The 21733-nt window shown below is 69.0% G+C and carries 18 protein-coding genes and 1 pseudogene; 9 read left to right on the top strand and 10 right to left on the bottom strand.

Features of this window, described 5'->3' with window-relative positions:
• From AC07EQ_RS27365 to AC07EQ_RS27340, 6 genes and pseudogenes are all read left to right on the top strand, one after another.
• Window positions 1-300, top strand: a pseudogene (locus AC07EQ_RS27365) (ABC transporter permease); the annotation flags it as partial.
• A gap of 133 nt (window positions 301-433) precedes the next feature.
• Complete coding sequence (locus tag AC07EQ_RS27360; RefSeq protein WP_478390733.1) at window positions 434-1312, top strand: MurR/RpiR family transcriptional regulator; 879 nt, start codon at window positions 434-436, stop codon at window positions 1310-1312.
• Window positions 1313-1348: 36 nt separating this feature from the next.
• The gene (locus AC07EQ_RS27355; protein ID WP_478390732.1) at window positions 1349-2236 is read left to right on the top strand and encodes an NAD(P)-dependent oxidoreductase; all 888 of its coding nucleotides are present in this window, start codon (window positions 1349-1351) and stop codon (window positions 2234-2236) included.
• Window positions 2233-3774 carry an aldehyde dehydrogenase family protein gene (locus AC07EQ_RS27350; protein ID WP_478390731.1) on the top strand — a complete coding sequence of 514 codons (1542 nt, stop codon included), beginning with the start codon at window positions 2233-2235 and terminating at the stop codon, window positions 3772-3774. Before AC07EQ_RS27355 ends, AC07EQ_RS27350 begins: the two co-directional genes overlap by 4 nt.
• 85 nt (window positions 3775-3859) lie before the next feature.
• Window positions 3860-5206 carry a DUF3100 domain-containing protein gene (locus tag AC07EQ_RS27345; protein ID WP_478390730.1) on the top strand — a complete coding sequence of 449 codons (1347 nt, stop codon included), beginning with the start codon at window positions 3860-3862 and terminating at the stop codon, window positions 5204-5206.
• 86 nt (window positions 5207-5292) lie between these two features.
• Window positions 5293-6774: a GGDEF domain-containing protein gene (locus AC07EQ_RS27340; RefSeq protein WP_478390729.1), complete on the top strand. Its 1482-nt coding sequence runs from the start codon at window positions 5293-5295 to the stop codon at window positions 6772-6774.
• An 837-nt stretch (window positions 6775-7611) separates the two neighbouring features.
• On the opposite strand, the gene AC07EQ_RS27335 is transcribed toward AC07EQ_RS27340, so the two are convergent.
• Window positions 7612-7935, bottom strand: coding sequence for a reverse transcriptase (locus AC07EQ_RS27335; protein WP_478390728.1), 324 nt, complete (start codon window positions 7933-7935; stop codon window positions 7612-7614).
• 183 nt (window positions 7936-8118) lie between these two features.
• Between AC07EQ_RS27335 and AC07EQ_RS27330 the strand changes: the two genes are divergently transcribed.
• Window positions 8119-8505, top strand: coding sequence for an LmeA family phospholipid-binding protein (locus AC07EQ_RS27330; RefSeq protein ID WP_478390795.1), 387 nt, complete (start codon window positions 8119-8121; stop codon window positions 8503-8505).
• An 84-nt stretch (window positions 8506-8589) separates the two neighbouring features.
• On the opposite strand, the gene AC07EQ_RS27325 is transcribed toward AC07EQ_RS27330, so the two are convergent.
• Window positions 8590-9558, bottom strand: coding sequence for an AraC-like ligand-binding domain-containing protein (locus AC07EQ_RS27325; protein ID WP_478390727.1), 969 nt, complete (start codon window positions 9556-9558; stop codon window positions 8590-8592).
• 197 nt (window positions 9559-9755) lie between these two features.
• Complete coding sequence (locus AC07EQ_RS27320; protein WP_478390726.1) at window positions 9756-10223, bottom strand: transposase; 468 nt, start codon at window positions 10221-10223, stop codon at window positions 9756-9758.
• A 129-nt stretch (window positions 10224-10352) separates the two neighbouring features.
• Between AC07EQ_RS27320 and AC07EQ_RS27315 the strand changes: the two genes are divergently transcribed.
• On the top strand, window positions 10353-12011 hold the full coding sequence (locus AC07EQ_RS27315; protein WP_478390725.1) for an amidohydrolase: 1659 nt from the start codon (window positions 10353-10355) through the stop codon (window positions 12009-12011).
• A 53-nt stretch (window positions 12012-12064) separates the two neighbouring features.
• On the opposite strand, the gene AC07EQ_RS27310 is transcribed toward AC07EQ_RS27315, so the two are convergent.
• Window positions 12065-13468 (bottom strand): aldehyde dehydrogenase family protein, encoded by a 1404-nt coding sequence (locus AC07EQ_RS27310; protein WP_478390724.1) that lies wholly within the window; start codon window positions 13466-13468, stop codon window positions 12065-12067.
• Window positions 13469-13921: 453 nt separating this feature from the next.
• On the opposite strand from AC07EQ_RS27310, the gene AC07EQ_RS27305 reads away from it, so the two are divergent.
• The gene (locus tag AC07EQ_RS27305) at window positions 13922-15124 is read left to right on the top strand and encodes an MFS transporter (RefSeq protein WP_478390723.1); all 1203 of its coding nucleotides are present in this window, start codon (window positions 13922-13924) and stop codon (window positions 15122-15124) included.
• Here AC07EQ_RS27305 and AC07EQ_RS27300 read toward each other — a convergent pair.
• The 6 genes from AC07EQ_RS27300 to AC07EQ_RS27275 all read right to left on the bottom strand — a co-directional run bounded on the left by AC07EQ_RS27300 (window position 15117) and on the right by AC07EQ_RS27275 (window position 21721).
• Complete coding sequence (locus tag AC07EQ_RS27300) at window positions 15117-15893, bottom strand: SDR family NAD(P)-dependent oxidoreductase (protein WP_478390722.1); 777 nt, start codon at window positions 15891-15893, stop codon at window positions 15117-15119. The two genes, AC07EQ_RS27305 and AC07EQ_RS27300, sit on opposite strands and share 8 nt — an antisense overlap.
• Window positions 15890-17350, bottom strand: coding sequence for an APC family permease (locus AC07EQ_RS27295; protein ID WP_478390721.1), 1461 nt, complete (start codon window positions 17348-17350; stop codon window positions 15890-15892). The genes AC07EQ_RS27300 and AC07EQ_RS27295 overlap by 4 nt, the downstream gene beginning before the upstream one ends.
• A gap of 5 nt (window positions 17351-17355) precedes the next feature.
• Entirely contained in the window at window positions 17356-18153 is a 798-nt protein-coding gene (locus AC07EQ_RS27290; RefSeq protein WP_478390720.1) for a MoaF C-terminal domain-containing protein, read from the bottom strand.
• Between the two features lie 419 nt (window positions 18154-18572).
• Complete coding sequence (locus tag AC07EQ_RS27285) at window positions 18573-19136, bottom strand: TetR/AcrR family transcriptional regulator (protein WP_478390719.1); 564 nt, start codon at window positions 19134-19136, stop codon at window positions 18573-18575.
• 250 nt (window positions 19137-19386) lie between these two features.
• Window positions 19387-19707 carry a hypothetical protein gene (locus tag AC07EQ_RS27280; protein ID WP_478390718.1) on the bottom strand — a complete coding sequence of 107 codons (321 nt, stop codon included), beginning with the start codon at window positions 19705-19707 and terminating at the stop codon, window positions 19387-19389.
• Window positions 19708-19759: 52 nt separating this feature from the next.
• The gene (locus tag AC07EQ_RS27275; protein WP_478390717.1) at window positions 19760-21721 is read right to left on the bottom strand and encodes a primary-amine oxidase; all 1962 of its coding nucleotides are present in this window, start codon (window positions 21719-21721) and stop codon (window positions 19760-19762) included.
• Window positions 21722-21733: the final 12 nt, after the last annotated feature.

Genomic DNA, 21733 nt, shown 5'->3' with positions numbered 1-21733 from the left:
CCTGGTCACCTGCTGGTGGCCCGTTTGCTCGGCGCCAGCCGCAGCGAGGTGCTGACGACCGTTGTCCTCCCCGCAACCCGCGGGCACATCCTCACCGGGCTGCGAGTGACGCTCGGAGTCGCCTGGGGCGTCCTGGTGCCGGCGGAAATGCTCGGTGTGGACTCGGGCCTCGGCTACCAGGTCCTCAACGCCCGCAACCAACTCGCCTACGACCAGATGATGGCCGTGATCCTGGTCATCGGCGTGCTCGGCTACCTCCTCGACAGCGCCGCACGAGGCGCACTCGTCCCGCGGCGATGACTCCAACGGCAAGACGTCGTCGATAGCTGCCAGCCGGTTCGGCGAGGCAGGACCTTCCTGCAACCAGAATTGCGATGTACATTGTCGCAACCGCGCTTGCAGCGCGCTCCGCCTCGCATCGGAAGCAAGGGCCATGTCCACAGCACAGAACGACGAGATCCTCGGCGACGCCGACGCCCAGTGGCTGGGTGACGTCTTGCCCGACGTACCGCTTTCCAAGGCGCAGTCACGGGTGGTCGACGTGATCGCCCGCAATCCGCAACTGGCGTCCTACGCGGACATCGCCGAGATCGCGCAGCGGGCCGACGTCAACAACTCCACCGTGGTCCGCGCCGCCCAGACGCTGGGCTACCGGGGCTGGCCGGACCTGCAGCGCGAGCTGCGCTCCCGCTACCTGGTGCTGATCTCCTCCGAAGACACGCTCGTCGAGCACGGTGAGCACCGCAGCCCGCTGCACGACGCCCTGACGCACGACATCGACAACCTGCGCCAGACGCTGGACACCAACACCGCCGCCGACGCGGAGGCCGCCATCGCGGCGCTGGCCGCGGCGAAGTCGATCCTCGTGGTCGGCGTCGGCTCCTTCGCCGGGCCGGCCAGCGTCATGGCCCACCTGGGTTCCACCATGGGCTACCCGATCTCCCTGGAGAACCGGGCCGGCGTGCACCTGGCCACCGCCATCAACAGCCTTGGACCGGGCGACGTCCTGGTGGTCATCAACATGTGGCGGTCCATGAAGCAGCTCATCGCCACCACCGAGGCGGCCCGCGCCGCCGGCGCGACGATCATCGCGATCACCGACATGCGCCGAGGCCGGCTGGCCACGACCGTGGCCGACCACCTGCTGATCGTGCCATCGGAAGGCATCTCCTTCTTCCAGTCCGTCACCGCGGCGACCTCGGTCGTCTACGGGCTGCTCGCCGGGATGCAGGCGGCCCAACCGGAGCGCAGCCGCGCCGCGATCCGCCGCACCCAGCAGCTGTGGAAGGACCTGGACATCTACCTCGACTAGGACGAATCGGAACGTCCTCCGCGAAACGGAGCTCTGATGAACAAGCAAATCGCCGTCGTCGGCCTGGGGTCGATGGGCGGTGCCATGGCCTCCGCTCTGCACCAGGCGGGCTGGCAGGTGTCCGGCTTCGACCCCTCTCCCGACGCGCGTTCCGCTGCGGAAAGTGACGGCATCCGCACCGTGGACGATGTCGGATCACTGGCCGGAACGCCCTACGTCGTCCTGTCGCTGCCCTCCGCCCGGACCGTCGAGGCGACGGTCCCCCGGCTGCTGGAGAGCGCGGGCACGATCGCGATCGTCGACACGACGACGTCGGAGCCGGCCACCAGCGCCGAGCTCGCCGCCCTCGCCGCCGAACGTGGCACGGCCTTCGTCGACGCACCCGTCTCGGGCGGGCGCGACGGGGCCTCGACCGGCCGGTTGACCGCCTTCGTCGGGGCCACGGCGGAAGCCCTCGACGCGGCCCGGCCCGTACTGGAGACCCTGACCGGCGGTCAGTACCAGCACCTCGGCGGTCCCGGCTCCGGCAACGTCGTCAAGCTGCTCAACAACGTCCTGGCCGCGGCCAACCTGGTGTCCGTCGGTGAGGCCCTCGCCGTCGCGAAGGCCTACGGCGTGGATCCCGCCGTCGCGGCGGCGGGAATCAGCGGGGCCTCCGGTGGCAGCAAGGTCTCCGCCGCGATGTACCCGAACTGGGTGTTGTCCGGCAGCCACGACTCCGGTTTCTCCCTCGGGCTGATGGCCCGGGACGCCGCGCTGGCCATCGAGATCGCCGGCCAGCGCGGCGAGCAGCCAGACCTGCTGGCCGCCGCGAGCCAGCGCTGGCAGGACGCCCTCGCCCGCCTCGGCCCGAGCGCCGACTTCACCGAGATCGCGCGAACCGTCGCGCCCTCCCTCACTCCCGAAGGATCCCCTGAAGCATGAGCACCACCCCGACCACTTCTTCGGCCACCACTGCACGCCAGGCCTTGGATGCCGTCTTCCCGCAGGGCGTCGGAGCCTTCGTCGACGGCGCCATCGTCACTGGTGGCGGCGAGCGCATCACCCTCACCTCCCCCGCCACCGGCGAGGACTACGCCGACTTCGACGATCCCGGCCGGGAAGGCGCCGACGCCATCCTGACCAGCGCGGTCCGCGGGGCCGCGAAGTGGGCCGCGATGGACGCCTTCGAACGGGCCGCGATCCTGCGCGAGGTCTCCCGCACCGTCGCCGAGCACGCCGAGGAACTGGCCGTGCTGGAGTCCGCCACCACCGGAAAGCCGCTCCGGGACACCCGGGGCGAGGCGGCCAAGGTCGCCGAGATGTTCGGCTACTACGCGGGCTGGGCCGACAAGCTGATGGGCCGGACCATCCCCGTCCCCGGCAACTGGCACACCTACACCGAACGCGTCCCCTGGGGCGTCGTCGTGGCCATCACCCCGTGGAACGCGCCGCTGTTCACGGCCGGCTGGAACTCGGCAGCCCCGCTGGCCGCCGGCAACGCCGTCGTCGTCAAACCCAGCGAGTTCACCCCGGCGTCCACCCTCAGTCTGGCCCGGCTGGCGCACCAGGCCGGTCTGCCGGAAGGCGTCTTCAACGTCGCCGTCGGCCTTGGAGACACCGTCGGCGCCGCGCTCACCAGCGATCCGCGCGTCGGGAAGGTCTCGTTCATCGGCTCGGTGGCCACCGGCCGCCGGGTGGCGGTCGCGGCAGCCCAAGCCGGCATCCCGACCGTGCTCGAACTCGGCGGCAAGAGCGCCAACATCGTCTTCGCCGACGCGGACCTAGACCGCGCGGCCGACGGTGCCATCGCGGCCGTGTTCTCCGGCGCCGGGCAGTCCTGCGTGGCCGGCTCGCGGCTGCTGGTGCAGCGCAGCGTCCACGCCGAGTTCGTCGAGCGCGTTGCGGAGCGGGCGGCGCGATTGCGCCTCGGCGATCCACTCGACCCCGACACGGAGGTCGGCCCGATCATCACGGCACCGCAGTTCGCCACCGTGACCTCCCTGATCGAGGCGGGGTTGCAGGACGGCGGCCGCCGGGTCACCGGCGCGGAGCTACCCTCCGCGCTGACCGGCTCCGCGCTGGCGGCCGGCCACTGGGTCGTGCCCACTCTGCTGGACGGGGTCACCCCCGCCAACCGGCTGGAGACCAGCGAGGTGTTCGGTCCGGTGGTCGGCGCCGACGCCTTCGACACCGAGGCGGAAGCGATCGACCGGGCCAACGGCACGAACTTCGGCCTGGCGGGCGCCGTGTGGACCGGCGACGTGTCCCGCGCCCACCATGTGGCACGCTCGGTCAAGGCTGGCACCTTCTGGATCAACTCCTACAAGACGATCCACGTCGCCGTCCCCTTCGGCGGCTTCGGCGACTCCGGCCACGGCCGCTCCTCGGGCCCGGGCGTGCTCGACGAGTACACCCAGACCAAGGCCGTCTGGGTGCCCACCCGCGCCGCAGGCGCACCATTCCCGTCGCTCCGCTACTAGGAGGCGTGATGGAACCGACCCAGCAGAAAAAACGGTTCATCGCGGCGGCCCACCGCCGGAACCCCTCGCAGGAAGCAGCAGTCCGATGATCACTTCCGCCGCCCCGGCCAAGGCCGGAACGAAACAAACGCTGCCGATCGCCGCCCTGGCACTGATCATCGCGCTGTTCGTCCAGTTCGTCGGCCAACTCGAAGTCAACCTGGGCATCGGGTCCGTCATCATCTTCCCGATGGTGTGGGGGCTGGTCCTCGGCCTGCTGGTGTCAATGCAGCGGTTCAAGCCGCTCGGCCTGGACCTGCAGAAAGCGGCCTCGGCCTTGGTCGGCGTGGCGGTGATGCTGCTGGTGGCCCGGCTCGCCTTCAACATCGGCCCGAGCCTGCCGGCCCTGGTCAAAGCGGGGCCCGCCCTGCTGATGCAGGAGATCGGCCACCTGCTCGGGACGATCGCCCTCGCCCTGCCGCTGGCCGTACTGCTGCGCATGGGCAAGGCCACGGTCGGCGCCACCTTCTCCCTGGACCGCGAGCCGTCGTTCGCGATGGTCTCCGAGAAGTACGGGCCGGACTCGGACCAGTACCGCGGGGTGCTGGCGATGTACGTGTTCGGCACACTCTTCGGCGCGGTGTTCATCACGCTCCTGACGTCCCTCGTGGCGAACTGGCGGATCTTCGATCCGCTGGCGCTGGCCATGGGGGCGGGCGTCGGGTCCGGATCGATGATGGCGGCGTCCACGGCGAGCATCGTGGACGCGTATCCGGCCGAAGAAGAGGCCATCCTGGGCATGGCCGCCGTGTCGAACCTGATCACCACGATCCTGGGCGTGTACGTCGGGATCTACATCGCGCTGCCGCTGGCCGACCGGTTCTACCGGCTGCTCACCCGCAGCCGGGACACCGCCGCAGCTGAGTCGAGCGCGTCGGCGGCTTCCGCCGGTGCCGGGACGGACGAGGTCGCGGACAACCGCGCGTTCCGGGAGCAGGTCGCCGCGGCCTCCGCCCAGGTCACCCTGCCGCTGTGGCTGTCGCTCGGGTTGCTGACGGTGCTGGGCATCGGCACCGCCTCCATCGCGGCTGGCGCCTTGAGCTGGAAGGTCGTCGGCGGTTACGCGGTGCTCCTGGTCCTGGTCCTGCTCGGACTCCTCCTCGCGAAGGTGTCCCGGAAGATCTCGGCGATCGTGTGGATCACCACCGTGGGCGCCTATATCTCGAGCCCCTGGTTCCCCGGCGCCGAGGTGCTGAACCCGCTGGTAAAGTCGGTGGACTTCCTCTCGATCGCCACCATCATGCTGACCCTGGCAGGGCTGTCTCTGGGCAAGGACATCCCGCTGCTGCGGCGCATCGGCTGGAAGATCATCCCAGTCGGCCTGGTCGCGATCACGGCTTCGTTCCTCCTGTCGGCCGTGATCGCCGAGTTCGCCCTCGGCCTGTGGGGCTGAGCGATCCGCTGGGATCGATAGCCTGAACGCAGCGCGGTGGCACAGAACAGCAAGTCACCGGGTTGCGTGGCTGTGAGGATGAGGCCGTGCGGGAGAACGATCCGTTGATGGCGGGGCTGGTCCCCGAACCGGACCGGCACGTCCGGGTGCTGCTGGAATCCGGCCGCCCGAACGCCGCCGGCCTCGCCTTCGCACGGCTGATCGCCGACGGGGCGAACCACGTCGACGGCCCGTGGGACTCCGCCGTCGTGCTCGTGCACCGGGCCTACCTGGCGTGGCGGCTGGATCGGATTCCGCTCGCCCTCGACCTCGTCGCCGAGGGGTGGACCGGGCTCGACGTCGACCGGCCGCAGGGTGGCGCCGCCGCCCAAACCATGGGCATGCTCGGGGATCTGCTGCAGGCCGTCGGGCACCACGATGCCGCGTGCGAGCTCATCGCCCGGTCGGTTCAGGTCGCCCGGGGCTGCGGGGAGCCGGAGGTCCTCGCGCACTGCCTGGAACGGGATGCCAACTGCTGGCAGCTGCGGGCCATGGGGGCCAACGGCACCGCCGATAAGTGCTTCCGCACGGCGCTGGAACTCTTCGACGAGGCGCTGTCGCTGGCCTCCCCGGGACAGGTCCGCAACCGCGCGCAGGCCGGCAGCGCTCGGGCCCTGGCCGCCCTCGGGCAGGTCGCCGAAGCGGAGAGCCGCGCGGTGCAGGCTCTGACTGCGAGCGAGGAAGCGGAGGACCGCTACACCTCGGCGATCGCGAACTGGGTGCTCGCCGAGATCCGCCGGCACCAGCATCGCCTGGTCGAAGCCCGGACCTTCGCCGGCCGAGCCGTCGAAACAGCGGAATGGATCCGGGACACCAGGCTGCGGATGCGGTTCTCGCTGGCCCTGACCACGATCTGCCAAGCGCTGGACGACCCGGTCGGCGAGGCCGCCGCGTTGCGCAGCATGGTCGCCGCCAGCAGAACCGCGATGCGCGTGCTGCAGGTCGGGCTCGGTCAAGCCCTGGAGCAACGCCGCGTCGCCATCCAGGCGCAGCGCCAGGAGTCCGCTGCGCAGCAGGACGCGTGCCGGGACCCGCTGACCGGTCTGCTCAACCGGCGCGGTGTGGAGCACCGGGCCTCGACTGCCGATCAGGTCGCGGCGCGGTGGCTGGTCGTGATGGACATCGACAACTTCAAGGAGATCAACGACGCCGCGGGCCACACCGCAGGCGACGCCGTCTTGCAGGAGGTAGCCCAGCTGCTGCGGCGCGAGTGCCGATCCGACGACCTCGTCTGCCGGTGGGCGGGCGACGAGTTCGTGGTGCTGCTCGCCGACCGGGAACCGGATCCCAGCCCCGCCGGCCCCGAGCTGGCAGAGCGCATCCGCACGGCGGTGGAGACCCACGACTGGACGCCGCAGGTGGGCCCGAGAACCCGCCCACCGACCGTCAGCGTCGGCGTCGCCGCCGGGTCCACCCATTTCGATCCCCTCTTCGCCACCGCCGACCGCGCCCTCTACCGGGCGAAGCGCGCCGGCCGCAACCGGGTCGAGATCGACAGCACCCCGCCCCTTCCTCCAGCGCAGACCTGACCGCAGAACCGCGGTTCCCATGCCCTTGCCGACAGCCTCATCCGTCCTGGTGAGAAGCGGCGGGCGCGGCGTAGAGGCAGGTCGACCATAGTCGCTAGAACGGACGCTTTCGCTGCTATCGAGCGCCACGGCATGGTCATCGACTGTGATGTTTCTACTCGCCTATCTGGGTGTGACGAATGTGTTCGCCATGCTGCGCTGTTCCCGATGAGTGACCGGGACAAGGACGTCGAGATCCTCGCCCAGATCACGGTGCTAGAGCGTCAACAGCACCTGCTCCACGCGCTCTGGGAGTTCGAACGGTTCTACAACTCCCACTCCCATCAGGGCATCGCGAACGCTCGCCCGCTGCACCCATGCCCACACCCATGACCGACCCGCACACGATCACCCGCCTCGACACCCGACGACACGATCGCCTCGGCGGCATTCTCCACGAGTACGAGCACGCCGCATGACCTGCGCGGACGAGGTTTTCGACAAGGTCAGTACCGATGGCCAACAACCTGATGATCCGGCTCGCCCGGTCGATGGTCATCGCGGGCCAGACCCACATCTCCGCGTGATCAGCGCCAAGCGTCCAGCGCACACCGAAACCACCCACGCGGGTGAACAGCGGCGCCTCCCACAACGCGACCCCATTTCGCACCCGCGAAACCGGTCCTCGTCGGGTGGCCCGGGGGAATTGCACCCCCGGGCTCCCACCGAACGGAGCGTGACAGTCTCCCGTCACTCCGCTCTTCTCATCGTAATCCGGCGAACGTGCGCACCCATCGCCAGTGAGCGAACAGCTCGGGATCTCGATCGACGATCCCGAACCACCATCGCTTGAACCGCTTATAGGAGCGCAACCGCTTGTACTTCTGCCCTGCCCACCGCATCAAGTAGGTCCACTCGATCCTCCACAGTGGGCACCCCGAGCATCCTCGTGCCTCCCACTTTGGGGATCTCCACCGCCATCACCGGAGGCGGAAAGTAGCTCCCCGACGACATCCGATTCCAGATCTTGAAGAGACTATTCCTCAGATCTTCCTCGAAGTCCTCAATGGACTTCCTATCCACCCCGGCGGCACCTTTGTTGGCCTTGACCCGTCTGTACGCCTCCCACACCAGTTGCTTCGGTATCGCAAACGGCTTGCCCAACGGACCTGACCTGCTCACTCGTCTCCTCCCGGGACCAATCCCGGTTGCTCGTGCGAACAAACCATCAATGAGCCGGCCCCTTCGCTCCACCCCGATTACCAGGGCTTCGGTTCTATACGGCAGTCGTCGCACCTGTCGCACAGATGCACGCCGCCCATCACCCTGTCCACAGAGGACTTCTTGGCACTTCCGGCCCGTGCCGTGGGGCATCTCAGCTCTGACCGCCGCCACCGTCGGCCGGATCTCGGGCATCGACGATCTGCAGCTCGAACCCCCGCCCCCGGCGGTGCCATCACGATCTCGGGAAACGTGAACGTAGCGGGGTTCCCGGCCCGGGCAGCCGTCACCGTGACGGTCGCCGCCAGGAACGGCAGCGTCCGGATCGAACCGCAGGCGCTAGACCTGCGCCTGAGCAGATTGCCGAACCTCCCCATCGCCGTCGACGACCGGGGCTTGCTCTCGCACTTCGCCGTGAGCCTCGACTCGCCGGAGCTGCCGATGGGCTTCCGGCCCACCTCGGTGTCCGCCGAGCACGGCGCTCTGCTGGTCGACGCCACCGCCGATCACGTCAACCTGGGAGATCGGTGACCTCGTAGCGGCATCACGGGACCGACGCTCCGCATAAGAGCTCCAACGCGCGATCAGCGCCCCGTGGCTCCCCCTGCGCGGTGGTCAGTTCTGCGAGGGTTGTCCGGTGAAGTGCAGGCGGTACGAAGTGGGCGATTCGCCGAACTCGGCCTTGAACAGGCGGCTGAAGTGCGCGGCGTCGGTCAGGCCCCACCGGTCGGCGATCCACGAGACCGGGCGGTCGGCGTAGAGCGGGTCGACCAGATCGCGGCGGATGCGCTCCAGCCGGCGCGAACGGATCCACGCGGAGACGGGCTCGCCCTGCCCGGAGAAGATCGTGTAGAGGTGCCTGGTCGAGATGTGGTTGGCGCGCGCGATGGACGATGGGGTCAGCGCGGGATCGCCGAGGTGGTCGAGGATGTACTCGCGCACCTCCCGGGCGAGGCTGCGCGTCGGATCGTTCACCGTGCCGTGCCGGCGGTACAGCTCCTGCGTCAACATCGTCACGAGCAGGTCCAGCGCCGAGCCCACCAGCCGCGAGGCGCTGGTGCCGGCCAGCTGGTCCAGGTTCCGCCCGAGCTCGACGAAGAACGGGTTGATCACCTTTCCCAGGCCCGAGTCGCTCGGAAACCGGACTGCGGTGACCCGGTCGACCTCGTCCCGCGGCAGGTCCACCAGCTCGTGGGGGAACATGATGACCATCGCGTGGTTGTCCCTCGGGAACGAGAGCTCGTAGGGGTGGTGGGTGTCGTAGATGGCTAGGTCGCCGGGGCGCAGTTCCGCTCTCCGGCCGTCCTGTTCCAGCACGGCCGTCCCCTGCAGCTGCAGGCTCAGCTTGTAGAAGCGGCGGTCGCCCGGCCCGATCAGCTCCGGTGTCCGGCGCACGACGTGCGGCGTCGCAGTGATGTCGAACAGCGAGACATCCCCGACAACGGTCCGGTCCAACCGGCCCAAGAAGGGAACACCGCCCGCTTCCTCGATCTCCAGGGGCACGACCGCGCTGGTGACGGCCGACCGCCACAGGTCGAGGCCGGCCGGGGACCGCATGGCATCCGCCGCAGCAAGGGCTGACATCCCACCTCCATCGTTGGAGGGCTCCGAAACACGCCGATCCTAACCGACCACGCCCCACTTGCGGACTGTTGTCGTTGGCTGCACAACGTTTGACTGGTGCTGCCGGAATCGCGCGACGCAGCTGAGCACGTCCTCCTGCCTGACTAGCGTGAGCCGATCCCCCCGGACAGGAGGCCATGGTTGACTTCCTCCCGGCCCTAAGGACCGGGATTCCCATCGAGCTCGCGCTCGATAGTTCCTGCTCCGTCGCCGGTTGCCCAATCCGGGAGGTTTTCCCGTTGAGGTCTTACACCAGCTCCACAGGCCGACACCGCCAGCCCGGCGGCCACGATGTTCTGAGCGGCGTTGACGTCCCGATCATGCCGCGCACCGCAACCATCACACGTCCATTCACGAACGTGCAGCGGAATACTCTCGGCGAGTTTGCCGCAGCTGGAGCACGTTTTCGAGCTGGGAAACCAGCGGTCAACAACGACCAGGTTCCGCCCATACCACTCACACTTGTACTCCAGCATCGAGTTCACCTGCCGCTGGTCGGTGAACCACGCACGAGTCCTCGCATCCAGAGCCAGGTTGTAGACCTTCCGGACACAACCGAACGTGCGCAGCAACTCCTGCCGCTGCGCCTCAGTCGGATAGAAGCGGTACTTATACGCCCGCTTCACCCGCGTCCTCGTCATGTCTCACAAACCATCCATGTCACATTGTGAGTTTCGATCTCGGGTCACCGAAGAACACTCGAGATCGACTCCTCCCCTGCCTGAAGACCAGGGTTACCGCCGATTGGAGATCGAATGAGCACTGGCAGCGCAGACCTCGTCGTGACGGGTGGTCCCGTCCACACCGGGATCCCTGGTGTGCGGGCGGAGGGATTCGCGGTCCAAAACGGACGAATCGTCGCGGTTGGCGCGGTCGACGAGGTCAACGCCTGGCGCGGGCCTCGAACACGCCGCCTGGACCTCGCCGGAAGGCTGGCCATGCCCGGTCTCATCGACGGACACATCCACCTCGGGATCGGCGGAACCCAGCTGGCGCTGGAGCTGCCGTTGCTGCCCACCGACGGTCCCGACGAGGTGCTGGCCAAGGTCCGGGACTGGGCCGTGCGGCTCGAACCGGGCGAGTGGATCGTCGGCGGCATCCTCGGCAGCGGCACCTATGCCGCGCTGAACTCGAGGGAGATGTTGCGGCGGCTCGACGAAGCGTCGCTCGGCCGCCCGGTGCTGCTGCGCGACGACACGATGCACAACCGCCAGGTGAACTCCGCCGCGCTAGCAGCCATGGACGTGGACGACAGCACCCCGGACCCGCCTGGCGGGACCTACGCGCGCGACGCCGACGGCAGGTTGACCGGTGCGCTCTGGGAGCTGACCAGCACGAAGGCGGAGGAGGCGGCCAAGTCCGCCCAGCACGACCCGCACGGTCGGCTCATGACAGCCCTGCGAGCAGCGCTCGAGCGGACGCGGCGGATCGGGTACACCTCGCTGCAGGACGCCGCGACGATGGCGCACCACTTGGCCGCGCTGCAGGACCTGGAGCGCTCCGGCGACCTCACCGCGTGGATCGTCGGCTCAATGCCGGCCCGCGACTTCCTCGAGGCCGGCCCGGTGGGAGAAGACCTGTTCGCGCAGGCCCCGCAGTACCGGAGCGAGCAGATCCGACCGGACTTCGCGAAGTTCGTGATCGACGGCGTACCGACCACGCGCACCACCGCCCTGCTCCACCCCTACCGGTGCCACCACGACAGCGACGATGCCGAATTCCGCGGGACGCCGTACTGGAGCCTCGACGAACTCACCGCCGGGCTGCGGCGCTGCGCCGAACTCGGCCTCGGCGCGAAGATCCACGCCACCGGTGACGCATCGGTCCGCTTGGCGCTCGACGCCGCAGCGGTGGTGCGGCAGGAATCTGGTCCCCAACCGATCATCCAGATCGCCCACATGTCGTTCATCGCGCCGGAGGATCTGCCGCGCTTCGCCGAACTGGACGTCTGCGCTGACGCGTGCCCGTTCCTGTGGCATCCCAGCCCGCTGTTCGACGCCGTGGCGCACCAGGTGCCCGCCGAGACGATGGACCGGATCTGGCCGTTCAAGGATCTGCTGGCCACCGGCGCGCTGGTCGCCGGCGGATCCGACTGGCCGGTGGGGCTTCCGGAGCTGAACCCCTGGTTGGGGATCGAAACCATGGTGACCCGCGGTGCGCCGGAGGAGCAGGGGGATCCGCGCCGCATCAACCCCGAGCAAGCGATCACCCGGGAACAGGCCGTCGCGGCGTTCACCTCCGCCTCGGCCAGGGCACTGGACATCGACGATCGCACGGGAACGCTGCGGCCGGGGTTGTCGGCCGACTTCCTGGTCTTGGACAGCAACATCTTCGAGGTGCCGGTGGCGGAGATCCACCGCACCGGCGTCGACGAGACGTACTTCCGGGGCGAGTGCGTCCACTCCCGCGGCTGAACGCACGAACGGGCCCTCCGCCCAGCAGGATGGAGGGCCCGTTCACGTTCGCGTCAGGCGCTGATGACCTGCGGCACCGCGACCGCCTTGAGCCCTTCCTGCCCGAACTCGAGGCCGTATCCGGATCCCTTCACACCGCCGAACGGCACCAGCGGGTGCACGTTGCCGTGCTTGTTGATCCAGATCGTGCCCGCGTGGATGCGGGAAGCGACCTCCTTCGCGCGCTCCGGATCCGCCGACCACACCGACGAGCCGAGCCCGGTGTCGAGGGCGTTGGCCTGAGCGAGAGCGTCCTCGAGATCCGAGTACGGCAGGATCGGCAGCACAGGACCGAACTGCTCCTCGACCACCAGTGCGGCGTCCGGCGCGATACCCGCGACGAGCGTGGCCGGGTAGAAGTTGCCCGGTGCGTCCCGGTCCGGATCACCGCCCACGACGATCCGGGCGCCCGACGCCTTCGCTTTCTCCACCAGGGTGTCCACGATCCGGAACTGCTCTTCCGTGGTCAGCGGACCGAGGAGATTGCCTTCGTCAGTGCCGGGGCCCATGGGGGTGCGCTCGACGACGGCGCGCAGCGCGGCCACCACGTCGTCGTGGATGCTCTCGTGGACGTAAAGCCGCTTCAGCGCCGCGCAAGTCTGCCCGGTGTTGATCAACGCTCCCCAGAACAGATCTTCGGCGATGGCCTCGGGGTCGGCGTCGGGCAGGACGATTCCCGGGTCGTTGCCGCCGAGTTCGAGGGTGAGCCGGGGCAGGTTGCGCGCGCTGGCCGCCACGATCGCTTGCCCGGTGCGGGTCGACCCGGTGAACATGAGCTTGCCGAAGGCCGGGTGCGCCGTCAGCGCCGCGCCCATCTCGCGGTCTCCCGCCAGCACTGTGAGGACCCCGTCCGGCAGCACCTGGTTCACGATGGCGGCGACGGCCAGCACCGACAACGGCGTGTGCTCGGACGGCTTCATCACGACCGCGTTGCCCATCCGCAGCGCGGCCGCGAACTGCCACGACGCAATCAGGGCCGGCCAGTTCCACGGGCCGATCGCGCCTACGACACCGGTCGCGCGGTAGGTGAGCGTTGCGGTGCCGGACTCGTCGTCGAGGACTTGCTCCGCCTCCAGCGGCGTGTCCGCCGCAGCCCGCAGCCAGGCCGCCACGCCGCCGGCCTCGAAGCGGCTGCCGGGGCCGTTGAGCGGTTTGCCCTGTTCTCGCGAGATCAGCTCGGCGAGCGCACCGGCCGACTGGTCGACGGCGTCGGCCGCGGCGTGCAGGAGTCGGCGACGCTCCTCGTGCCCCAGCGCTTCCCAGGCCGGTTGGGCGGCCTGGGCGGCAGCGACCGCCCGGTCGAGATCCTCGACCCCGTGCGCGGGCGCGTGCCCGATCACGGCGTCCGTCGCCGGGTCCGTGACCGGGCGACCGCCGTCAGCGACGACCGCGGCCAGCAACGCCTCGTAGGTCTGCATGTCCTTACCTCTCTGCCGAACTCGGATGTCGGCGATTCTCCCGGCGCGCGCCGTCGTTCCGCTTGTCTCAGCGTGCACACGACCTCGGAAACCGTGCACGATTCAGGCAGCCGACCGGGCAGAACACCCGAAATCGGCCGTCAGGCTCGTGCCGTATATGCCTGCGGCCAGGAACGGCGAAACGCGGGGTCGGTTCCGGCCAACGCAGTCCGTCCATTGTCGACACTCCGATGATTCGAAGCGACGTCGGCCGCAATGGGTTCGAAGAGGTCGAACTGTGCGCCGTCGAGGATCGAAGCCCGGACCAACCGCGGTTGCCCGGTGGGCGGTCACCGGCGACGGTCACGCTCCCCGACAACAACCGCGCGCTGTGCGACAAGGACCAGCGCACGGTTGGTCACCACACTGGGTCCACCCGCAACGGTGCGGGCAGGTGCTCCCCTAGGAGACTTCATGGCAGACAGTGCGACCACCACGTTTTCCGGCCAACGCGATCGCAGCGGTCACATCTACCTCTTCGTCGGTGTCTTCTCCGCGGTCCTGTACTCGGTGCTGCTGATCGCTCCCGTGATCGCGGGGCCGCTCGTGGCCAAGTACGGCACCAGTCCCAGCGAAACGGGTTTGCTGTTCTCGTGCGAACTCGGCGCGTTCAGCCTCGCGACCGTGCCGGCCTACTTCTGGCTCACGCGATTCCGGCTGACGTCCTCGGTCACCGCGTGCACGCTGGTCGTGGTGGCCGGGCAGGTGGCTTCCGGGTTCGCGGCGGACTTCTGGCTGTTGCTCGTCGTGCGGATCGTCACTTCGCTCGCGGCGGGATCCATCACCGTGGTGCTGTTGTCGTTGAGCTCCCGGACCCGCAACCCCGGGCGGGCATTCGGCATCTTCGTGGTCGCGCAGCTCGTCATGGGCGCCCTCATCCTCGCGGTGTTCCCCTCCCTCTACGCGAATTCCGATGTCTCGGCCGTGTACTGGACCCTGGCCGGGCTCATGGTCCTTTGTCTGCCGTTCATCGGACTGCTGCGCGGGATCGTTCTGTCCACAACGGATGGTGATGCCCACCAGGAGCGGCGCTCCCCCGCTCGCTTCGCCGCCGGACTTGCCGCGCTCCTGCTGTTCTACCTGGCCTTGAGCGGCGTGTGGTCGTTCATGGGCGAGATCGCTACCACCGCGGGCACCGCCGCGGGACCGACGAGCATCGTGCTGTCCGTCGCGACGGTCGCGGGCATCGTCTCGGCGCTTCTCGCGACCGCGCTGGGTGAGAGCCGCCGTCGCGGGCTCTACCTCGTGCTGGGCCTCACCGGTATGGCGATCTCGGTGCTGATGCTGCTCGGCGGGCCGGCGCTAGCGCAGTTCGCCATCGCGGCCGTGCTGTTCAAGTTCGGCTGGACGTTCGTGCTGCCGTACCTGCTGTCCAGCATCGCCGCGCTCGGCGGGGCGCACACGATGAACACCACAAACCTGATGATCGGCGGCGGGTTCGCCATCGGCCCGGTGCTGGGCGGGTTCCTGACCGAGCTCACGGGTGGTTTTTCGGCGATGCTCTGGTCCTCGGCGGGCTGCCTGGCCGTCGGGTTGTGCTTCGTCCTCGTCCTCACCGGGGGCCGGCTGTTGGAGCGGCCGCAAGCGCCGGCCTCGGTGGGGACACCGGTCAGCTGAAGGCCAGCGTGGGGACGTCGACGACGTGCGCGCCACCGTCCACGACGATCGTCGCCCCGTGCACGTAGCCGGCGTCGGGTCCCAGCAGGAAGGCCACGACTCCCGCGATCTCCGCGGCCTGTGCGGGGCGGCCCAGCGGCACGTCCCGGGTTACGGTGGCGTAGGCGGATTCGACGTCGGTTGCACCGCCTTCGGACACGAGCACCTGCATCTCCTCATCGGCCATCGGAGTGCGCACCCAGCCCGGGCACACGGCGTTGGCCCGCACTCCGCGGCGGCCGTAGTCGCGCGCGACCGATCGCATCAGCCCCAGCAGCGCGTGCTTGCCGACCGTGTACCCGGCGGTTTCCGGTGCCGCGCGAATCCCCGCGAGCGACGAGACGAGCACCACGCTGCCGCCGGATTCCTCCAGCAGCGCAAGCGATTCCCGCACGGTCACGAACGCGGTCGTGAGGTTCGCGTCGAGGCTGCTGCGCCACGTCTCGTCGCTCGTGTCGCCCACCGTGTCGTAGCCGTGCCCACCTGCGTTCGCCACCACACCGTCGAGCGAGCCGTACCGCTCGCGTACTTCCGCGACGAGGTCCCGCATCGCGGCGCTCTCGGTGGCGTCCGCGGGCATCGAGACGATCCGGGGGTGCGTCGCCGCGATCTCCTCCAGCGGTTCGCGGCGGCGGCCGGAGACGACGACATCGGCGCCGTCTCCGGCCAGTCGAGTCGCGATGGCCGCACCGATGCCGGTGCCGCCGCCCGTGACGATGTAGGTGCTCACTGAGGTGCCCTCTCCCCTGCCGCCCGCAGCGCGACCCTGTCGAGGTCCTGCTCGAGCGAGTTCCAGATGTGCTTCTTGGCCACGCTGAACACGACGGCCACCACGATCGCGAGCACCGCGGCGACCGGCAGCAGCCACGGTAACAACGCGATCACCGGGCTGTCGCTGCCCGCGAGTTGCGGGAAGTTGACGAACGCCAACGCCGTCACGGTCCACAACCCGATGGCGCCGAGCAGCGGCAGCGCGAACGTCGTGCCCCACCGGGGATCCCGCGTCCGCCGGAAGTGCACGACGATGCTGGTCGCGGCGATCGCTTGCAGCGCGATCAGCCCGAGCGTGCCGATCCCGGTGAACGAGGCGACGAGCGAAGTCACCGGATCGGCACCTGCCACGGCGTAGGCCATGGCGACCACGCTCGCGAGCACGAGCTGAACGGTCGACGCGACGACGGGTGAACCGTTGCCCTGCCGGGTGCGCGCGAGCTGTTTCGGGAACACCCGGACCCGACCGAGCGCGAACAGGTAACGAGCCGCGGAGTTGTGCAGTGCGAGCAGCGCGGCGAACAGGCTCACCACCAGCAGCAGCTGCATCACGCCGGTCAGCGCCGTGCCGAGGTAGTCCGCCGACACCGTGAAGACCAGGTCGCCCGCGTCCAGGTGGTCGGCCGCGATCCGGCCCGCATCCCGGACCCCGAGCGCTGAGACGATCGCCCACGTCGTCACCGCCGCGAAAGCACCGATGAACGTGATCGCCAGGTACGTCGCGCGCGGGATCGTGCGCTTCGGGTCGCGCGCCTCCTCGCCGAACAGCCCGGTCGCCTCGAATCCGACGAAGGCGTTCGCGGCGAACAGCAGGCCCAGGCCTAGCGAACCGGACAGGAACACCCCGGGCTGGAACACCTCGAACGAGAAGCCGGTGCGAACGAGGATGGCGACGTCGAGCACGAGCAGGATCGCCACCTCGCACACGAGGGCGACCCCGAGGACCTTCGCCGAGAAGTCGATCCCGGCCCGGGTCAGCAACCAAACGCCTACCACGGAGATAAGGCTCCACACCCACCACGGAGCGTGCAGCCCGAACACGCTGCCGACGACCTCGGAGGTGAAGAACCCGCTGGTGCCGACCGCACCGGCGACGAAGCAGTTGTAGCCGACGACCGCGACGAACGCCGCGACCAGCCCGGCGGTGCGGCCGAGCCCGCGCACCACGTAGGCGTAGAACCCGCCGGCGTTGACCAGTTTCTTCGCCATCTGCGCGTAACCGACGGCGAAGAGCAGGAACACCGCGGTGGCGATCAGGAACATCACGGGGGTGCCGCCGCCGACACCCACCGCGATGCAGATCCCGCCGATCACGATGATCCCGGTCAACGGTGCCACAGCGGCCAGCACCAGGAAGACGACGCCGCTGACCCCGAGCTGCCCCCGGAGCTCGGTTTCCCCATCCGGAGCGGACACCGCGGTCACCCCTGGTCCGGCCCGGACACCGCGGGGGCGGGGTGGGTGGTCCGGTTGAGGATTTCGGCCCGAGCCCCGACCGGGAAGTTCACCAGCGACGAGGTGTCGAAGCCGTCGTTGCCGAAGAGCTTGCCGTCGGTGCGCATGCCATCGAGATCGATGAGGACCAGCCCGAGGGTCGGCACGATCTTCTCCCGCCACACGAAAAGCGTCAGGCCGTCCCGGATGCCGATGTAGTGGCAGCGGTCGGTGTCGGCGAGCCCCTGCTCCACGCCCTGCAGGCAGTGCCAGGTGTAGCGGTCGGGCGTGAGGTAGATGTGCTCGTAGACCTCGTTCGGCGAATAGGTGTAGCGGTTGCGCAATCCCACGAGTGCATCCGTCGGCGCGTGCCGGGACGCCGACGAACCGTCGATCGCGCCGTGCACGATGCGCGCGGTCACGCCGGTGGGGTCCGCACCGCGCTGCACTCGCGTGTAGGCGGCCTCGGTGCGCACCTCCGGGCCGGGCAGCCCGCCTTCGACGAGCGTCACCAGACCCGCGTCGGTGTCGAGCACGAACGTCGTCGAGATCTCCCCGACGACACCGTCGACGAGGTAGATACCGCTGCGGACCGACGTGACCCGCACCGGAACGTCGGTGTGGGCATCCCACGACGCGACGCCGTCGCGGATCGCGAGGCTGCGCGGCCCGTCGAGTTCCAGCGCGAAGTGCGCCCCCGAAAGGTCCTCGGTCGGTTCGAGGATGTCGGCTTCCGGCGCAAAACCTTCGCCGAGCGCACCGACCGGAATGAAAGCCTCGCTCATTCTTCCTCCAGGTGGAGCGGTTCGTTTCGCCGAAACTCTAGGAACCACCACGAGAACCGCCTAGGACACGCGCGCAGACACCTTGTCGAACACCGCCCTCCAGCCACTCGGCGACCAAAGCCCCCGGCGCGCCCCGCCAGCCCGCCGTCGGCTATCTGCGCTCCATCACGACCCGATAAGGCAGTGCTGGAACGCCTTGCGCACAGCCGAGCACGGAGCGTTCAAGATCTCTCACAGCCGGTGGGGAGCTCAGCCTGGTCGGCCGCAGCCAGATGGTATGCCAGATGGAGGCGAGCCCGGTTGGACCGCGGATTCGCGAAACCACTTGCGCAAAACGGTCTTATCCCCTACCGCATCGCGCAGTCCTGGATCCGCGCGGCAGATTAGTATGCGTCTCGCGGGAGGCGTAGCCGACTCAGTCAGTCGTGGGTGGCTGTTCTGCACACCTCGAGCACGGTTCTCAGGGTTTCCACTGCTCTTTCGGTTCGGGTGGTGGTGCCGAAGGCCGTTTGGTGGAAGACCAGGCCGTCGAGAGTGACGAACACCAACTCCGCCAGGTCCGGGTCGTTCAGGCCGTGGCGTTCGAGCTCCCGCCGGACCGCTGCGCGGTACTGGTCGTTCGCCGCTTCCATGAGCTGGCGGAGTTCCGGGCGTCGTCGGGCTTCCATGTACAGCTCGTACTGGAAGGCCTGGACGTCCGGGTCCGCTGTGACCAGGGCGACCAGGCCGGAGCCGAACTTCTCGAAGCCCTCGCCGGGCGACGACAGGACCGCCCCTTCGACGCTGCGCGCCACGCAGTGCGCGAGCGCCTCCTCGACCAGCGTGTCCCAGTCGCCGAAGTGGTAGCGCACCGAGCCATGGGTGACCCCTGCCTCCGCCGCGACTGAGCGGTAGGTCAGCCCGCGCAGGCCTTGTGCCGCGACGACTCGCACCGCGGCTTCCAGCAGTGCTTGCCGCCCGGTGCCGTACACCACCCCCGCCATTTGTTCCCTTCCCGTCCGGTTCTGCCGTCCAGGGTAATGCGCGGTGGGACGTCAGGGCGGTTCTCCCGCGCACAGCACGACGGTGCCGGTCCTGACCTCCCTCGTAGCCGAGCTCGCTTTGCACGATCCTGGTGCTCTTCGGCGTCCCGTTCGACGAGTTCGGTCAGGCCGTTGCGCGACGCGCCCTCCTGCGATGGCGGAGTCGTCGCTCAGCCGCCCTTGAGCTCCCGGGTCGCCGCGGCGGTGTGGGTCACGCTGGTCTCCTCGGCTGGGGCGAACGGCGCGCGGTGTACCACGCGCCCGCGGCGACGCCGCATTCGACGACGGTGAGAACGGCCATCACCCGGGAGCCTGTGTGGTGGCCACCGCTGGTGGCGGCCAGCACCAGGTGGGCGGCGACCATGCCCACGGCGTTGACGGCGACCAGCCGCAACGCTGTCGGGCTGCTGTCGCACAGCAGGTGCACCGCGCACGGCAGGCACAGCAGCGCCATCGCCGCGAAGACCACCGTGAGAGCCCACCCGTGCTGACCGACGAGCGCGGCTCCCACGTGTCCGGCTGCACCGACCACCGCCGATCCCGCGATCCACCGGCACCTGGATCGGTGCTCGTCCAGCGGAATGCTAGGCATGGCAGTCGCATTCGCCTCCGCCGCAGCAGCCGTGCTTCGCGCTGAGGTCGGGCACGTCGAGCGTGGGGTTTCGGTCGAAGAAGCCGTCCGGCTTGAGCTTGAACCCGGTGTAGTCCACGGGCATGACCGGCCAGTCCTCGGTGCGGACGTAGTGGGTCAGCCCGAAGGTGTGCCAGAGCACCAGGTCTTCACCGTCGATCGGTCGGTCCTCGGCCGCGTAGGCAGGCAGGCCGTCATCGCCCGGGTTCTGGTTGACGGTGTAGCCCGAAGGCCACAGCTGGTCGCGGTCGTAGCGGGTCACCCAGAGGTGCTTGCGCGCGAAGGTCGCGCGGTGCGCGATCGACGAGTTCTCGTCTGCGAGCAAGGCCGGTTGGCCCTCCGGGTGCAGCACGTACGAGGTCGGCTTGCCGAACCGGTTCGTGCGCTCGGAGCTGGCGACCGCCCACACCCGGTTGACGTGGTTCGCGGCGAGGCGCTGGGCCTCGTGCTCGGTGCGCAGGCGGGTGCGGCGGCGGCCGATCGCGTTGCCCCAGGGGTTGTTCTCCCCCGGCGGCATCGGGGCGACCTCAAGCTCGTCGACGTGGTTGCGCACCCCGTCCACGGTCAGGTCGAGACGCGCGGAGAACAGGTGCTGGTGGACCGGTGCCCCGAGACCGGGTGCGAGCTCACCGAAGTACGGGTCTGTCCCGTCGTATCCCGAGGGGAACGGGATACCGGTGGCCTTGGCCTCCAGCTCGATCGTTCCGTCGAGGTAGAAGTACCAGTAGAACCCGTAGTCGTAGTTGCCGACGGTGCCGAAGAACGACACCACCAGCCGCCGCTGCCGCCGGGTCTCCGAAGTGCCGGTGAAGATGTCGTTGTGCTTCCACAGGACGCCGAAGTCCTCCTCGTGGATGCAGATGGCGTTGCGGATGACGTGCGGGCGCAGGTGGTCGTCGGACACCACCGCGTCGACGTAGGTGATCTCGCCCAGGCAGTCGCAGCCCAGCTCCAGCGAGTTCGCCAGCCGCCCGAACTGGTACTCGCCGAGGTCGAAGTAGTTCTGCCAGCCGTGCGTCGGGCCAGGGTCGCCGTAGTTGACGACCATCTCCGCGACCGACGCCCGGTAGAGGACGGGGCGCTGAACCCCGCCGTCGGTGTAGGAGACCTGGTGCAGGGTAAGGCCTTCGCGACCGTTGAACCCGATCCGCACCTCCCAGTTCTGCCACGACAGCACGCCGTCGTCGTAGCTGAACGAGACGCCTTCGGGCTGGGTGATGGAGATCGGCTTCAGATCAGTGCGCGGTGTCTCGCGAAGGTAGTCGCCGGACTCCTCCGGAACGTGCTCCACATGCGTCTCCACCACGCGGAGCACGCGGTGGTTGCTCACGTCGACGTGGGCGATCACCCCGCCCACCGGGTGCGCCCACGGCGGCTCGTCCGGGTGCGGCTGGTAGAACGACAGAACCCGGTACACCCGGCTGCCGACCTCGTCCGGGTAGCCGAAAACACCTGCCGTCAAAGGGACCGGGCGTACCTTGCTCACATCGGTGATCCCGCGCTTGGCGACTGCGGCCAGCCAACCCTCGTCGCTCTTGACGATCTCGTCGACGAGGCCGTAATCGTCGTCCAGGCAGGGACCGAAGCCGACCTCAGCGGGGTCGAGAACGGTGCGCGAGACGAGCTCACCGGCCGTCAGATCCACCACCACGCCGCTCAGACCGAGCGGTTCGAGTTCGGTGACCAGCACGGAGACCTCGCGCGGAAGCGGGCTGCTCCTGTCCCACGCCAGCACGTCCTGCTTGTCCGGCTCACGGAGCATGACGTAGGAGAACCGAGTGGACGCGGAAACCAGACCGGCCTTCGTCAGGATTTCCCGCGTAGCCTCGATCTCCGCGGAAGTGAGCGCGGCCAGCGGATGCGGCGCACTGTCGCCGCCTTCAGTGGACCTGACGGGCAGTTCCATAGTGGACATAGGATCTCCTTT

The organism is Saccharopolyspora sp. NPDC045839, from assembly GCF_056431645.1.
The sequence above is the reverse complement of the archived record's forward strand: the minus strand, read 5'-3'. Positions and strand labels throughout refer to the sequence as shown.